Here is a 14,291-nt window from a genome sequence, read left to right on the forward strand (position 1 = left end):
GGTGTCTGGGTTGCGACCGCTTCGCGCTCGATCGCTGGCAAGTCCAGCTCCCACAAGTTCGGTGCATGCAGATCTATTGTGGGAGCTGGCTTTGCCAGCGATGAGGCCGATACAGCCAGCACATCAGGTGGCGTCTGGATTACGATCGCTGGCAAGGCCAGCTCCCACAAGTCCGGCGTACACAGATCACTGTGGGAGCTGGCTTGCCAGCGATGAGGCCCGCCCAGTCGACTCATCAGCTGGCGCCTGCTCGCCTGGCGCCGCAAACACCCAACCATACAAAGGACAGCAACCAGACGTAATACCCATAGGTGTATCCGGTAACGGTGAACTGACCGTCCTCGTCATACAAACTCACCAATTGCCACTGCACCGACAACCCGGCCAGCAAGGCCAGCAGGGCATAGATCAGCCTGCGTCTGGCGCTGCGGGTCCGGTACGCCGCCAGGAACAATGGGTTCGCCAGCCAGGCGAAGTAGCCGAACAGCATGACCGGCAAGCCCAGGATGGAGGCCAGAAAACCGGAGTTGGTGGTTTGGCTGTAGACCTCGTGCAGCCAGTTGTGCTCCTCGCTGTGCACTGCGGGTAGCACCAGGCTGAGCAGGTAGAGGGCCAGCCCCAGGTCTCGTGGCTCAAGCCGTCGCGGGCGCCATTTGATCACCGTGGCAACTCGATACGCGCCACCAGGCCGCCGCCCTGGCGGTTGCTCAGCAGCAGCTCACCCCCCTGTTCGCGAACCGCCGAGCGCGCCGACGACAGCCCCAGGCCAACACCACCGGTATCGCGGTTGCGCGAGGACTCCAGGCGAAAGAACGGCATGAACACCTGGTCCAGCGACGCTTCGGGAATTCCCGGGCCGCGGTCACTGATTTCGATAACGATGTTGTGGGCGCTGCTGCTCAACTGTACCTCGGGCTCGCGTGCATACTTCAGGGCATTCTCCAGCAGGTTGGTCACGGCGCGTTTCAATCCCAGGGGCCGACCGTTGAAGACCAGGTTGGCCGGTCCTTCGAAGGCTACATTGATCTGCTGATCGCGATAGTCGTCGACCAGGGTTTGCAGCAGTTCGGCAAGGTCGAACGGGGTGGTTTCCTCCAGCCGGGTTTCGTCACGGAAGAAGCCCAGTGCGGCGGTGATCATGCTCTGCATTTCATCGACGTCACGGAACAGCTTGCGTTGTTGCTCCGGGTCGTCGATGAACTCGCCGCGCAGGCGCATGCGCGTCAAGGGGGCGCGCAAATCGTGGGAAATGGCCGCGAGCATCTGCGTGCGCTCGGCCACAAAATGCTGGATCTGCGCCTGCATGGTGTTGAAGGCAGTGATCGCCTGGCGCCATTCATGCGGGCCTTCAAGGCCAATGGGCGGCGCACGAAAATCACTGCCAAAGCGCCGCGCCGCACGAGCGAAGCGCTGCAGCGGGCCAGCCAGCTGACGGGTGCCGACCCAGGCCACCAGCAGCGCGGCAACCAGGGCCAGCACGCCGATGATGGTAAAGCGCATGGCCGAACTCAGGCCCCAGCTGCGGTACGGCGGGGTGAAAGCCAGCCAACTGCCGTCGTTGATCTGCATGACCAGTTTGTAATGGGCATCGGGGCTGTCCGCCGGCCAGTCGCTGGGCTGGAAGCCCTCCAGCTGTCGCGGGCTGTCGGCCAGCAGGCGCTGCAGCGGCGGGGCTTCCTCCAGGGTAATCCGTGCCCCTGGCCCGGGCAGTTGCAGGTCGGCGCGCTGGCGGCTCCACTGCACCTCCAGCAACGGGTTGCTGGCTGCCCGTGCCAGCGTCGGGCGCAGCTCGGGCGGCGCGGCTTCGAGGGTACGGGTGGTCACGGCGATCTGTTCGAGCAGGCCGGTCTGGGTCAACGGCGGGCGCGCCCAGACCCCGGCCATCTGCACGAACAGCACATTGAGCGCCACCGAGGTCAGCATCGCCGCGATGATGGTCAGGGCAATGCGCCGGCTGATGCTGTCGCGGCGCAGGTCGAGGCGGATCACGAGCGGCTGACCTTGGCGCTGAACAGGTAACCGCCATTGCGCACCGTGCGGATCAGCTCCGGGCGCTTGCTGTCGGGCTCGATCTTGCGCCGCAGGCGGCTGACCTGCACGTCGATGCTGCGGTCGAAGGCTTCGTGGCCCTGGCCGCGGGCCAGGTCGATCAGCTGCTCGCGGGTGAGGATGCGCTGCGGGTGTTCGAGGAACACCAGCAGCAGGTCGAACTCACCGGCCGACAGCGGCACCATCACCCCTTCGGGGGTGCGCAGTTCGCGCCGGGTGACGTCCAGTTGCCAGTGGTCGAAGTGAATCAGCGGGCGGGTTTCTTCCTGGCTCGGCCGCAGTTGTTCACCAGCCCGGCGCTGTACCGCACGCAGGCGGGCGAGCAGTTCGCGGGCATCGAAGGGCTTGCCCAGGTAGTCGTCGGCGCCCAGCTCCAGGCCGACGATGCGGTCGCTGAGCTCGTCCATGGCGGTGAGCATGATGATCGGGATACCGGTGTTGGCCCGCAGCTTCTGGCACAGGCTCAGGCCGCCTTCGCCGGGCAGCATCAGGTCGAGGATGATGATGTCCGGGCGCTGCTGTTCGATGGCCGCCCACATGGCCTCGCCGTTGCCGGCCAGGTCGACTTCATAGCCGTGGCGGACAAAGAACTTCTTCAGCAGGGCACAAATTTCCATGTCGTCATCGACGATCAGCAGTCTGCTCACGTTGTGGTCCACGGGCCGTGAAAAGTGCGTATCTAAAACCATTCTGCGCTGCTGGTCATTTATTTCAATCTCGCAACATTCCTGCAGCGCCGACACAAAGCGGACATCAGCCAGCAAAAGCCCTGGGGCACGCTGTGGCCAGTTCACTCAAGGGAGTTTTCCAGATGCCGGCCACACACCCGACCAACGGCTTCGACAGCAGCCAGTCGCTGACCCTCGACCTGCGTACCCAGGAGCTGTGGCGCAACGCGCTGCTCAGCTACCAGGACTCGCGCCTGGGTTTGTCCAGCGACGGCAGGCACATGGTCCTCAGCCACTATTTCGAGCGTTACAGCCCCACCAGCAACCAGTGGATGGAGTACAGCTACAAGATTCCCCTGGGTGAACTGGTGCACTGGATCATGAGCCAGGGCGAGCTGCACGTGGACCGTTCCACCAGCACGCCAAGCCCGGCCAACGACGGTTTTGGAGGCTGAGCATGCGCAAGCAATTGATCGTGCCGCTTTTGAGTGCCTCGCTGCTGCTGGCCGGTTGCAGCCAGAACAAGGTCAACCCCAAGGAGTACTCGGGCTTTCTGCGCAATTATGACCAGTTGAGCGAACACAAGACCGCCTCCGGCGACACCGTGCTGCGCTGGGTCAGCCCCAAGCTGCGCATGGAACGCTACAGCCAGGTGTACATCGCCCCCAGCCAGTTCTACCCGATGCCCAAGGCCAGCACGCGAATCCCCGAGACCACCCTCAAAGCGGTGACCACCTATTACGATACGGCCCTCAAGCGTGAACTGGGCAAGGTCCTCAACCTGGTCGAGCAGCCCGGCCCGCACACCTTGATCGTGCGCCCGGCGATCACCTCGGTGGGCGCCCATACCCAGGCGCTGCACTTCTATGAATACCTGCCGGTGACCTTGGTGGCCGCCGGGGTCAGCAGTGCCGTCGGTATCCGCGACCTCGACAGCGTGATCGCCACCGAGGCGGCGTTCCTCGATGGCGGCAGCCGCGCGGTGGTCGCCGAGGTGGTGCGCAAGGGTACCGGCCTGCCGCTGGAGAACGACAATCAGGTGATGAGCGCCGACAACCTCAAGGTGGTGCTCGATGCCTGGGCGCGGGACTGGCGCGTGGCCGCCGAGACGCTCCAGGAGCAAAAACGCAGCGCCGTCACAGGGCAAAAAACCACGGCACCATGACCACGCTGACCACCATTACCAGCAGGGTGAACGGCACCCCGACCTTGACGAAATCGCCGAAGCGATACTGGCCGGGGCCGAGTACCAGGGTGTTGACCGGCGACGACACCGGGGTCATGAACGCCGCCGAAGCCGCCAGGGCGACGATCATCGCAAAGGGGTAGGGCGAGGCACCCAGCTGCTCGGCGGTGGTCACTGCCACCGGCGCCATCAGCACCGCGGTGGCCGTGTTGGAAATGAACAGGCCGATGATCGCGGTGATCGCGAACAGGCTGGCGAGAATCACATAGGGCCCGGCACTGCCAAGCATCTGCACCAGGCCGTGCACGGCCAGGGCGATGCCGCCGGTTTTCTGCAGGGCCAGGGCGAAGGGCAGCATGCCGACAATCAGCACCAGGCTTTGCCAGTGGATGGCCCGGTAGGCGCTGTTCATGTCGATGCAGCGCCCGGCGCCCATCAGCAGGCAGCCGATCAGCGCGGCAATCACGTTGGGTACCACGCCGCTGACCATCAAGCCGACCATCACCGCCAGGCTGATCAGCGCGTAGGGCGCGCGATTGCCCGCTGGGGCGACATTGTCGATTTCTGCCGGCAGGCTCAATACCAGAAAGTCCCGTGGCTGGGTCTGCAACTGGCGAATGGCTTTCCAGGTGCCGATCACCAGCAAGGTGTCGCCGAGCTTGAGTTTTTCTTCCACCAATTGCTCTTCGATGGCGTTCTGGTCGCGGCGCAGGCCGACCACGTTGAGGCCCCAGCGGCTGCGGAAGGTCAGCTCCAGCAGGGTCTTGCCGATCAGCTGCGAGCCAGGCGGCACCGCCACTTCGGCCATGCCCACTTCCTGCGACTGGTCGATGAAGTAGGCGGCCTTGAAGTGCAATGGCTCCAGCTGCATGTTCTGGCACAGGCTGCGCAGGTCGTCCTTGGGCGCGAACAGGTCAAGCAGCAGCACATCGCCTTCGTGCACCGTCGTGCTCGAATCGGGGCTGAGTACGCGGGTGGTGAACTTGTGCTGGCGCTCGATGCCGACCACGCTGGCGCCGTGTTCGGTGCGCAGTTTCAGCTCGCTGAGGCTATGGCCGATCAATGGCGAGCCCGGGCGCACGCGCAGGCGCCGTTCGCGGCCGGCGAGCTTGTAGTCGATGATCAGGTCGAGCAGGGTACGCCGGGTTTGCGCGCTGCCGTCCTTGCGCACCTCGCCGCCGAGCCAGTGGCGGGTCAGCAGCATGTAGCCTACGCCAAGCAACAGCACCACCAGGCCGAACGGGGTAAAGCTGAAGAAGCTGAAACCGCTTTCGCCATGACGCACCAGCTCGCTGTGCACCACCACGTTGGGCGGCGTTGCCACCAGGCTGAGCATGCCGCTGATCAGCCCGGCGAAGGCCAGCGGCATCATCAGGCGGCTGGGCGAGACCTTCATCCGTGCGGCAATGCTCAGCACCACCGGAATGAAGATCGCCACCACCCCGGTGGAACTCATCACCGAACCCAGCCCGGCCACGCAGACCATCAGCAACACGATCAGCCGCGCTTCACTGTTGCCGGCGCGGTCGGCCATCCACTCGCCAATCCGGTAGGCGATGCCGGTGCGCACCAGGCCTTCGCCGATCACGAACAGGGCGGCGATCAGCACCACGTTGGGGTCGCTGAAACCGGCCAGGGCTTCCTGCACACTGATGATGCCCAGCAGCGGCAGGGCGACGATCACCAGCAGGGCGACCACGTCCATGCGTGGCCGGTTGGCGATGAACAGGGCCACGGCGGTGAACAGCAGACCGAGTACCCAGAGCAGTTCGTGATTCATGCAGTCATCCTGATCGGTGAAGGCTGCAAGTCTGGCAGAAATTCGTCGCGCGTTTGTTGATGTGCTGCAGCGGGTGCGGCATCAGTGCTGATCGGTGGTAGAGTTGCCGCCGTTTTTGATCAATCAAGGAAGAATGTTTTGGACCCGAACACCAGCAACTGGAAGGGCACCGCCCTGGCCTTCGGTTTGATCGGCTGCATCACGCTGATCGGCTACATCATCGACTACACCTCGAAGATCAATGTCTTTCTGATCTGGGATTTCAAGGCCTACTCCTACATCGCCATCTGCTTCAGCCTGGTGGCCCTGGCGTTGCTGGGCACGTTCCTGCTCAATCACCACAACATCGACACCAATGTATTCGGCGGCCTGCTGGTGTTGGTGATAGCGGGTATCTCGCAGATGATCTTCGGCGTCGAGCCCTCGGTGATCCTGTGCCTGGCCGGGCTGTACCTGGCCGGCGCGATCGGCCTGGCCATCGGCTTTGGCAACAAGCGCGCGATGGACGCTGCAGAGGCCGACGAGGAGCTGTAGCTCAGGCCTCGTTCAATTGCTGGCGCAGCACCTTGAGGTCGCGGCTGTCGATCACGTAGGTGCGCGCCAGCCAGTCGCCGGGCCGCTGGCAATGGCGCGACTCGGCGCACAGCCAGATGACGATCAGGCCAAAGGCGGCCTCGAACGGCCGGGTGATGCCGCGCACCAGCGCCTGCAGCAGGCTCGGCGGCTGGCCGGCGCGGTTGATCACGGTGAACCGGAACACCACCTTGCCCGGTGTTTGCCCGCGCATCAGGTACTCGAACAGCGGGAAGTACAGCAACTGCATCAGCAGCATGCCGTCTTCGCCGCGGCCATAGCCCACCACGGCCAGCGCGAACCAGGCGCCGAGGGCGAGCAGGGTATCGAGCAGCCAGGCACCGATGCGGCGGATGATCAGGGTGGTGCGGGAGACGTGCATGGTGGTTGCGCTGATCCTTGCGAGGTGGGGCGATGGTCGCATTCTTGCCGCTGTAAAGCACGGCCTGGATTGGCAAGGCCAGCTCCCACGGGATCTATGTATGCCAACCCATTGTGGGAGCCGGCGTTGCCGGCGATGGGCTGCAGAGCAGCCCCTGATGCGCTCACACTTCTTGGGCCAACGGATTAATACTTATAGCCAAGGAGTATTTGCTTATTGTCGCCAGTGCTTGAACCATGGGCATTGGCTCCACAGCAAGGATGCGACTCAATGGCCAGGCATATTGTCATTGTGGGCGGCGGCGTCGGCGGTACGATGCTGGCCAATCAACTGGTGAGCAAACTCTACCCGGAAGTGCTCCGCGAGCAGGTGCGCATTACCCTGCTGTCCAATTCCCCCGATCACTACTACAAACCCGCGTTCATGTACGTGGCCTTCAATCAGTTCTTCCAGGAAGAGCTGAAGCGCCCGCAGCGGTCATTGCTGCGCCCGGAAATCGACTTCCAGGTGCAGGAAGTCACCCGCTTCGACTTTACCGGACAGGCCCTGCACACCCGCTCGGGCCGGTGCTACGGCTATGACTTCCTGGTAATCGCCACCGGCTGCGTGCCTGCCCCCGAGCGCATCGAGGGCCTGCAACAGGCGGGCGATCACTTCTACCAGTACGAAGCGGCGCGGCAACTGGCACGGCGCCTGGCGAGCATCGACAAGGGGCGGATCTTCATCACCGTGTCCTTTCCGCAAACCCCCAACGTGCCGCACCAGTGCGGCATCGCCCCGGTGGAAACCACCCTGATGCTCGATGACTACCTGCGCCAGCGCGGGGTGCGCGACAAGGTCGAGATCATCTACACCTACCCGACCACCGCTCAGCTGTTGCGCAACTGCTTGTTCCTGCAGCGGCCCACCGGCGAGATCCTGCCGAGCATTTTCGAGCAGAAGAACATCCGCTTTCAGCGCGGCTTCACCCTGAGCAAGGTCGACCCCGAGCAACGCATCGCCTACTCCGAAGAAGGCGACGCGCAGCCGTTCGACATTCTCATGGCCACACCGCCGATCCGTGCGGTGGACGCCGTGCTGCAAAGCGGGGCCTCCCGCGCGCCGAACAACGAAGGCTGGCTGCCGACCAACCACGAAACCCTGCAGGTTTACGGCCTGGAAGGCGTCTATGTGATCGGCGACACCGTCGACCTGCCGATCAGCAAGGCCGGCGGTGCCTGCCACAACCAGGCACCGGTGATCGCCAACAATATCGCCGGCGAAATCCGCCTGGGCAGCACCTGCGCGGTGTACGACGGCAAGGTCCAGGCTGCGGCGCAGATGGGCCTGGGGGCGGGCATGCCGCTGTGCTACGACTACCGTCACGACGTCTTGCCGACGCCGCCGACCAAGCTGGGCAGCCTGCTGCGCAATGGTTTCAACCGCGGCCTGTACTGGGCCGTGGCCCGTGGAATGCTTTGACCCGACGACGGGAGGAGCCGATTGTCATGGATGCCACCGATTTACCCGCGGTTTTGAACGCCAACCCGGGGCTGGACGCCCTGTTGCGCAAACTGCAACCGCTGCTCGACAGCGGCCGGATGGACAACGTGGTCGATCTGCTGTCGCTGAGCGCCGACCTCGTTGACCTGCTCGATGCGGCCATGGTCGAGAAACTCTCAGGGCTGTTCGAGGAGGCCACGGCCCTGAGCTGGAACCTGGGCAATGCCATGCGCATGGCCTCGGCGCAAACCCGCAATGAACCCACTCCCAGCCTGTATGGCCTGCTGTTGCTGCTACGAGACCCGCAAACCCGTCGAGGGCTTGCCCTGGTACTCAGAATATTGAATGTCATTGGACGACAGGATTGATCGCACGGAGCTAGAGGACCACCGTCATGCTCGAACAGCGTAAACGCTCCACCGCACCCGGCGCCAATAGCGCCTGGGACCCGAAAAGCTACCTGCAATTTGCCCGCTTGCGCGAGCGCCCGGTGCTGGAACTGCTCGACCGCCTGCACCTCGATTCGCCCCAGTGCATCTACGACCTGGGCTGCGGTACCGGCATCGCGACGCGTCTGCTGGCCGAGCGCTGGCCACGGGCCGAGCTGTTCGGCGTCGACAGTTCGGTAGAGATGCTCCAGGAGGCGTTGGCCCTGCCGATCAGCGTCAACTGGCTGCATGTCGATGTCAGCCAGTGGCAGGCGCAAAAACCGGCCAACCTGCTGTTCGCCGCCGCAGTGCTGCACTTTATCGAGGACCACCAAAGCCTGTTGCCGCGCCTGCTCGGGCAGTTGCAGGAGGGCGGCTGCCTGGCCGTGCACATGCCCAACTGGCGCGATGCGCCCTGGTATCAGCTGATGCTCCGGGCCCTCGGCGAGCCCGGGCCCAGCGGCCGGCCATTGGCGCCCCTGGAATTGCGCAAGTTCATGGCCTCGCGCAATGTGCTGTCGCTGGACGGTTACTACCGCCTGCTGGCGCCGCTGACCCGTGAGCTGGATATCTGGGAAACCGAGCACCTGCAGGTGGTCGAGGGCAACTCGCCGATCTTCGACTGGGTCAAGGTCTCGGCCCTGCGCCCGGTGCTCATTGCCCTGGATGATGCCGAGCGTGAAGCCTTTCTCGGCAAGTACCTGAAGCTGCTGCACGCGCACTACCCGCAGGAGGACGACGGGCGCACGCTGTTTCCGTTCAAGCGTACCTTCATCATTGCCACGCGGTGAATGCGTGCCGATTCAGCGACGGGCAATGTCGTAGGACAGCAGCACGACATCCTGGGTCAGGTCCACCGGCAGTGAAACGATGAAGTCTGCCTCCGGGTTGTCTCTTTGATGCCCGGGCAATGCTACAGTCACGTCTTTTTTCTGACGAGGAAGAGTCATGCGGGTAGTAATGGCGATGGTCGCTGCAGCGTTGTTGGCCGGGTGTGCGTCTTCGGCCATGGAGGCGGCGCGCAGCCAGGCGCCGACCAAGGCGTTTACTTCGAGCAAGTCGGCGGATGTGGTTGCCCAGTGCATCCAGTTCGGCTGGCAGGATGAAGCAGTGTTCGGCGTCGATGCCAGCGGCTACCTTGAGCCTGCCAAACAAGGCGGCTTCACCGTCTACACCCGCGAGGCGGAGTCCTTTGCCGACATCAAGTCCCAGGGCGCCAGCACCGCAGTGAGCTACTACGCGAAGCACAACGACAACGTCGCCCTGCGGCGCATGGCGGCCCTGGCCACCTGCCTGTAAATTTGCCTAGCGCGGCATGTACCTGAGTTGCCAGCGCCGCGGGATCTTCAGCGAGATCAAGCCCAGCGCCGCCGCCAATAGGGCGCTGAACAGCAGCGCGGCGAGGTCGAAGGCCTGCTCCAGCAACACCCCGAGCACGGCGCCGACGAACATCCCGGTCCAGGGGATCAACTGCACCCGCCAGCCTTGCCGGCGCTCGCCCAGCAGCGCCCGGCCGAGGCCGCGGCCAAAACGCGAAAGCGCGCCGGTGACATAGGTCAGGCCAATCGGCAGGCCGTTCACTTCCTCGACCACGGCGTTGATCATGCCCATGGCGGTGACTGCCGACACCAGTGCCGGCAACTGCAGCGCAGTGGGCAGCAACGCCGCCAGGGCCAGCAGCGCGGCGATGATCAGCAGCAACGGGCACGGGCGGCGGCCGCTCAGGCGCGCGATCACCACGCCCAGGGCATTGCCCACGACAAAGGCCAGCAGTACTGCAGCAATGCGCAGGATCGGCCCCGGTTCGCCTTCGCCCAGCGATACCGCCAGGCGCGTGGTATTGCCGCTCATGAACGAAACGAAGTCGCCGGTGGCCATGAAGCCGATGGCATCGGTCATGCCGGCCAGCACCGACAGCGCGGCGACAAAGTACAGGCCGACCTTGCCACGCAGGCGGGCGACCCTGGCAGAGGTGGAAGTGGAACCTGGCAGCATCCTTGGCGCTCCCGATACGCGATGAGTGGGCTTAGCTTTTTTCCGTCAGCCGTGCTTCGAGCCCGGCGATATGCGCCTCCAGGCGCTCGTGCTCGCAACGTTCGGCGCTGATGTCTTCGAACACGCTGATCAGGTGCTCCGGCGCACCGTCCTGGCGGCGTTGCAGCGAGGTGCGGGCACGGACCCAGAGGTACTCGCCGTTCTTGTGGCGCACGCGTTTTTCCACCTCGTAGCGCTCGCTCTGGCCCTCGAGCATGCCCTGCAGCAGTTGCAGGTTGGCGGCGAGGTCATCGGGGTGGGTGATCTGCTGGAAGGTCATGCCGTAGAGTTCTTCGGCGCGGTAGCCGAGCAGTTCGCAGAGGCTGTTGTTGACCCGCTGCCAGGTGCCGTCCGGGTCGATGTAGGCGAGGGCGCCCCAGGCCAGTTCGAAGATCGCCCGGAAGCGCTCCTCACTGTTGCGCAGTTCCTCTTCGGCGACCTTGCGTTCGGTGTTGTCCATGCTGATGCCGACCATCTTCACCGAACGGCCGGCACTGTCGCGCACCACCGTGGCGCGGGAAGAAATCCAGCGCACTTCGCCGTCGGGGCGCGTGATACGAAAATCGCATTCGCAGCCACTGCCATCGGCCACTGCCTGGGCGTACATGGCCTGCATGTGCTCGATGTCTTCAGGCGGCAGGTGGGCCCAGAAATCTTCGTTGCGGTTGACCGGCCAGCCGTAGACCTGCTCGACGTTGGGCGAGTAGGTGACTTCGTCGCTGATCAGGTTCCACTCCCAGGTGACGATGCGCGCGCCTTCCTGGGCCAGCTTCATGCGTGTTTCGCTTTCCATGATCTCGGCGGTGTAGCGCCGGCGCAGGTCGGTCATCGGCAGCTCGACCACCTGTGGCTGCTGGATGTTCTGCAGGGCTTCTTCGCCGTAGCGCAGCCAGATCCAGTTGACCTTGAGAAAGTCGGCCAGCTTGCGCAGGTTGTCGTAATCGATTTCGCCGCCGCGGGTCCATTTGTGCACCGCGGTGCGCGAGATACCCAGGGCCGTGCCGACGGCTTGCAAGGTCAGCTTGTGATGCTCGAGCAGTTCCTTGAGGCGGAAGGCGAAACTGTTTTCCATCATCGGCAGGGTGTCCTGATCGGGGGCCAAGAGCCTGCCAGTATACCTGTGGGGCAGCTTCAAGCTTCAAGCTTCGAGCTGCAAGAGGAGCCTGAGCGTACCTGTCTTGCAGCTTGAGGCTTGAAACTTGGAGCTTGATGCCTACAAATCCAGCACCAACCGCGCCGAGCGGGCCCGCGATACGCAGAGCATCATGCTTTGCTGCGCGGCCTTTTCGTCATCACTCAGGTACTGGTCGAAGTGCTCGGCTTCACCTTCGAGGATCGCCGTCTCGCAGGTGCCGCACACGCCTTCGCGGCACAGGCATTCGACCTTGGCCGCCTTGGACTTTTCGATGGCCTGGAGGATGGTCATGCCTTCCTCGACCTGCAGTTCGGTACCGGAACGGGCCAGCACCACGGTGAAGGCGGCGCCGGTGACCGGTGCTGCAGCGAACTGTTCCCAGTGCACGCGCTGCTCGGCGATGCCGGCCTTGGCGGCAGTGGCGATCACTGCATCGATCAGCGGCTTGGGCCCGCATACATATAGGTGAGCATCCCCGGCCAGGCCGGCGCACAGCGCGGTGAGGTCGAGCTTGCGCTCGAGGCTGTCGATGTAGAAACGGGTGTTGGCGGCATGCGGGCCGCTTTCCAGCTGCTGCTGGAACGCACCGTGCTCCGGGGCGCGGAAGGCGTAATGCAGTTCGTAATCGCTGGCGCCGCCTTCAAGCTCGTGCAACTGGGCCAGGAACGGGGTGATGCCGATGCCGCCGGCAATCAGCACATGACGCCCGGCACTGGGGTCCAGGGCGAACAGGTTGTTCGGCGAGGAAAGGGTCAGGCGGCTGCCGACTTGCACCTGCTGGTGCATGAACGCCGAACCGCCCTTGGACTGCTCTTCAAGGCGCACGCCAATCTGGTAGCTGCGGGTGTCGCGCGGGTCGCTCATCAGCGAGTAGGCATTGCTGAACTGGCTGCCATCGGCGCCTTGCATCTGTACGATGACATGGCTGCCGCCGGTGAAGGCGGGCATCGGCGCGCCGTCTTCGCGGGCCAGGGTGAAGCGCTTGATCAGCGGCGTTGCCTGTTCGACTTCAGTTACCAGCACGCTGAACATTTCATACTTGTTGGCCATGTTTCACCTCGACTGCAACAGCACGCGGCAGGCCCTGCCGCGTGGCGGAACCTGTGCTCAGACCGCCAGGCACAGGTATTTGATTTCCAGATAATCCTCGATGCCGTACTTGGAGCCTTCACGGCCCAGGCCCGATTGCTTGATGCCACCGAATGGCGCGACCTCGTTGGAGATCAGCCCGGTGTTGACCCCGACCATGCCGTATTCCAGCTGCTCGGCGACCTTGAATACCCGGGCGATATCGCGGCTGTAGAAGTAGGCGGCCAGGCCGTATTGAGTGGCGTTGGCCAGGGCAATGACCTCGTCGTCGCTGCTGAAGCGCACCAGCGCCGCTACCGGGCCGAAGATCTCTTCTTCGAGCAGCTCCATGCCCGGGCCAATGCCGGCCAGCACGGTCGGCTCGAAGAAGTTGCCGCCCAGGGCATGGGCCTGGCCGCCGAGCACCAGCTCGGCGCCTTTGCCGAGGGCGTCGTCGATCAGGCTGCGCACCTTGGCCACCGCCTTGTCGCTGATCAACGGGCCGATCTGGCTGGTGGCGGCGCTGCCATGGCCAACCTCCAGGGCACGCACGCGCTCGACGAAGCGCTGGGCAAATTGCTCATACACGCTGTCGTGCACGTAGAAGCGGTTGACGCACACGCAGGTCTGCCCGGCGTTGCGGTACTTGGCGACGATGGCGCCTTCGACCGCAGCGTCGATATCGGCGTCGGCGAAGACAATGAACGGCGCGTTGCCACCCAGCTCCAGGCTGACCTTCTTGATGGTTTCGGCGCACTGGCCCATCAGCAGGCGGCCGATCGGCGTCGAGCCGGTGAAGCTCAGCTTGCGCACCGAAGGGTGGCCAGTGAACTGCGCGCCAATCGCCGGTGCATCGCCGGTGACCACGCTGAACACACCGGCAGGCACGCCGGCGCGTTCGGCGAGCGCGGCCAGGGCCAGGGCGCAGAACGGGGTTTCATTGGCCGGCTTGACCACCATGGTGCAGCCTGCGGCCAGGGCCGGGGCGACCTTGCGGGTGATCATCGCCGCCGGGAAGTTCCACGGCGTGATGGCGGTGCATACGCCGATGCCTTGCTTGATCACCAGCAGGCGTTTGTCGTTGGACGGGCTGGGGATCACGTCGCCGTAGACGCGTTTGCCTTCTTCGGCAAACCATTCGACGAAGGAGGCGGCGTAGCGGATTTCGCCCAGGGCTTCGTGCAGCGGCTTGCCCTGCTCGAAGGTCATCAGCCGGGCCAGGTCCTGCTCGTGTTCCAGCAGCAGTTCGAACCAGCGGCGCAGCACCTGCGCACGCTCCTTGGCGGTACGCCCACGCCAGTCGGCCAGGGCCGCTTCGGCGGCTTCGATGGCGCGCACGGCTTCGGCACCGGCCATCAGCGGCACGCTGCCGAGCAGCTCGCCGCTGGCCGGGTCGGTCACGTTGAGGCTGCGCCCGTCATCGGCGTCGCACCAGCGCCCGGCAATGTAGGCCTGCTGGCGGAACAGCTTGTTGTCATTGAGTTTCACGCAAGGCACTCCGAAGCG

At 64.3% G+C, this 14,291-nt stretch carries 17 protein-coding genes; 7 read left to right on the forward strand and 10 right to left on the reverse strand.

The annotated features are described in order from the left end of the window. The 4 genes from ABM562_RS17775 to ABM562_RS17790 form a co-directional block, all read right to left on the reverse strand. On the reverse strand, window positions 1–236 hold a 236-nt coding region (locus ABM562_RS17775; protein WP_460422820.1), incomplete at its 3' end, for a hypothetical protein. Continuing rightward, the gene (locus ABM562_RS17780; protein ID WP_134062856.1) at window positions 236–661 is read right to left on the reverse strand and encodes a hypothetical protein; all 426 of its coding nucleotides are present in this window, start codon (window positions 659–661) and stop codon (window positions 236–238) included. The genes ABM562_RS17775 and ABM562_RS17780, both read right to left, overlap by 1 nt. Then, window positions 658–1,989: a sensor histidine kinase gene (locus ABM562_RS17785; protein ID WP_115087598.1), complete on the reverse strand. Its 1,332-nt coding sequence runs from the start codon at window positions 1,987–1,989 to the stop codon at window positions 658–660. The genes ABM562_RS17780 and ABM562_RS17785 overlap by 4 nt, the downstream gene beginning before the upstream one ends. Further along, a complete protein-coding gene (locus tag ABM562_RS17790; protein ID WP_115087599.1) occupies window positions 1,986–2,738 on the reverse strand; it encodes a response regulator in 753 nt (250 codons plus the stop codon). Before ABM562_RS17790 ends, ABM562_RS17785 begins: the two co-directional genes overlap by 4 nt. A 122-nt stretch (window positions 2,739–2,860) precedes the next feature. On the opposite strand from ABM562_RS17790, the gene ABM562_RS17795 reads away from it, so the two are divergent. Together ABM562_RS17795 and ABM562_RS17800 are read left to right on the forward strand one after the other, a co-directional pair. Continuing rightward, entirely contained in the window at window positions 2,861–3,172 is a 312-nt protein-coding gene (locus ABM562_RS17795; protein WP_134062854.1) for a hypothetical protein, read from the forward strand. 2 nt (window positions 3,173–3,174) lie between these two features. Next, window positions 3,175–3,882, forward strand: coding sequence for a DUF3313 domain-containing protein (locus ABM562_RS17800; RefSeq protein WP_115087601.1), 708 nt, complete (start codon window positions 3,175–3,177; stop codon window positions 3,880–3,882). Here ABM562_RS17800 and ABM562_RS17805 read toward each other — a convergent pair. Continuing rightward, on the reverse strand, window positions 3,854–5,683 hold the full coding sequence (locus ABM562_RS17805) for an SLC13 family permease (RefSeq protein ID WP_134062852.1): 1,830 nt from the start codon (window positions 5,681–5,683) through the stop codon (window positions 3,854–3,856). The two genes, ABM562_RS17800 and ABM562_RS17805, sit on opposite strands and share 29 nt — an antisense overlap. Before the next feature lie 138 nt (window positions 5,684–5,821). Between ABM562_RS17805 and ABM562_RS17810 the strand changes: the two genes are divergently transcribed. Next, window positions 5,822–6,217, forward strand: a complete 396-nt coding sequence (locus ABM562_RS17810) for a hypothetical protein (RefSeq protein WP_115087603.1) — start codon at window positions 5,822–5,824, stop codon at window positions 6,215–6,217. Window position 6,218: 1 nt separating this feature from the next. Here ABM562_RS17810 and ABM562_RS17815 read toward each other — a convergent pair whose 3' ends face one another. Continuing rightward, entirely contained in the window at window positions 6,219–6,638 is a 420-nt protein-coding gene (locus ABM562_RS17815) for an RDD family protein (RefSeq protein WP_460422824.1), read from the reverse strand. 270 nt (window positions 6,639–6,908) lie between these two features. Here ABM562_RS17815 and ABM562_RS17820 point away from each other — a divergent pair, with 270 nt between their 5' ends. The 4 genes from ABM562_RS17820 to ABM562_RS17835 all read left to right on the forward strand — a co-directional run bounded on the left by ABM562_RS17820 (window position 6,909) and on the right by ABM562_RS17835 (window position 9,847). Beyond that, entirely contained in the window at window positions 6,909–8,099 is a 1,191-nt protein-coding gene (locus ABM562_RS17820) for an NAD(P)/FAD-dependent oxidoreductase (protein ID WP_115087605.1), read from the forward strand. Between the two features lie 26 nt (window positions 8,100–8,125). Then, entirely contained in the window at window positions 8,126–8,488 is a 363-nt protein-coding gene (locus tag ABM562_RS17825; RefSeq protein WP_115087606.1) for a DUF1641 domain-containing protein, read from the forward strand. Window positions 8,489–8,514: 26 nt separating this feature from the next. Next, the gene (locus ABM562_RS17830; protein WP_460422826.1) at window positions 8,515–9,339 is read left to right on the forward strand and encodes a methyltransferase domain-containing protein; all 825 of its coding nucleotides are present in this window, start codon (window positions 8,515–8,517) and stop codon (window positions 9,337–9,339) included. 157 nt (window positions 9,340–9,496) lie between these two features. Next, entirely contained in the window at window positions 9,497–9,847 is a 351-nt protein-coding gene (locus ABM562_RS17835; protein WP_134061464.1) for a hypothetical protein, read from the forward strand. Window positions 9,848–9,853: 6 nt separating this feature from the next. Here the strand turns inward: ABM562_RS17835 and ABM562_RS17840 are convergent, their stop codons facing one another. The 4 genes from ABM562_RS17840 to ABM562_RS17855 all read right to left on the reverse strand — a co-directional run bounded on the left by ABM562_RS17840 (window position 9,854) and on the right by ABM562_RS17855 (window position 14,273). Beyond that, window positions 9,854–10,543: a YoaK family protein gene (locus ABM562_RS17840; protein WP_115087609.1), complete on the reverse strand. Its 690-nt coding sequence runs from the start codon at window positions 10,541–10,543 to the stop codon at window positions 9,854–9,856. A 31-nt stretch (window positions 10,544–10,574) separates the two neighbouring features. Beyond that, entirely contained in the window at window positions 10,575–11,657 is a 1,083-nt protein-coding gene (locus ABM562_RS17845) for a helix-turn-helix domain-containing protein (protein ID WP_115087610.1), read from the reverse strand. Window positions 11,658–11,795: 138 nt separating this feature from the next. Beyond that, window positions 11,796–12,767, reverse strand: a complete 972-nt coding sequence (locus tag ABM562_RS17850) for a PDR/VanB family oxidoreductase (protein WP_460422829.1) — start codon at window positions 12,765–12,767, stop codon at window positions 11,796–11,798. A gap of 57 nt (window positions 12,768–12,824) precedes the next feature. Further along, window positions 12,825–14,273 (reverse strand): NAD-dependent succinate-semialdehyde dehydrogenase, encoded by a 1,449-nt coding sequence (locus tag ABM562_RS17855; protein ID WP_460422831.1) that lies wholly within the window; start codon window positions 14,271–14,273, stop codon window positions 12,825–12,827. Between the last annotated feature and the right edge of the window lie 18 nt (window positions 14,274–14,291).

This window comes from Pseudomonas sp. ZL2, assembly GCF_054788455.1.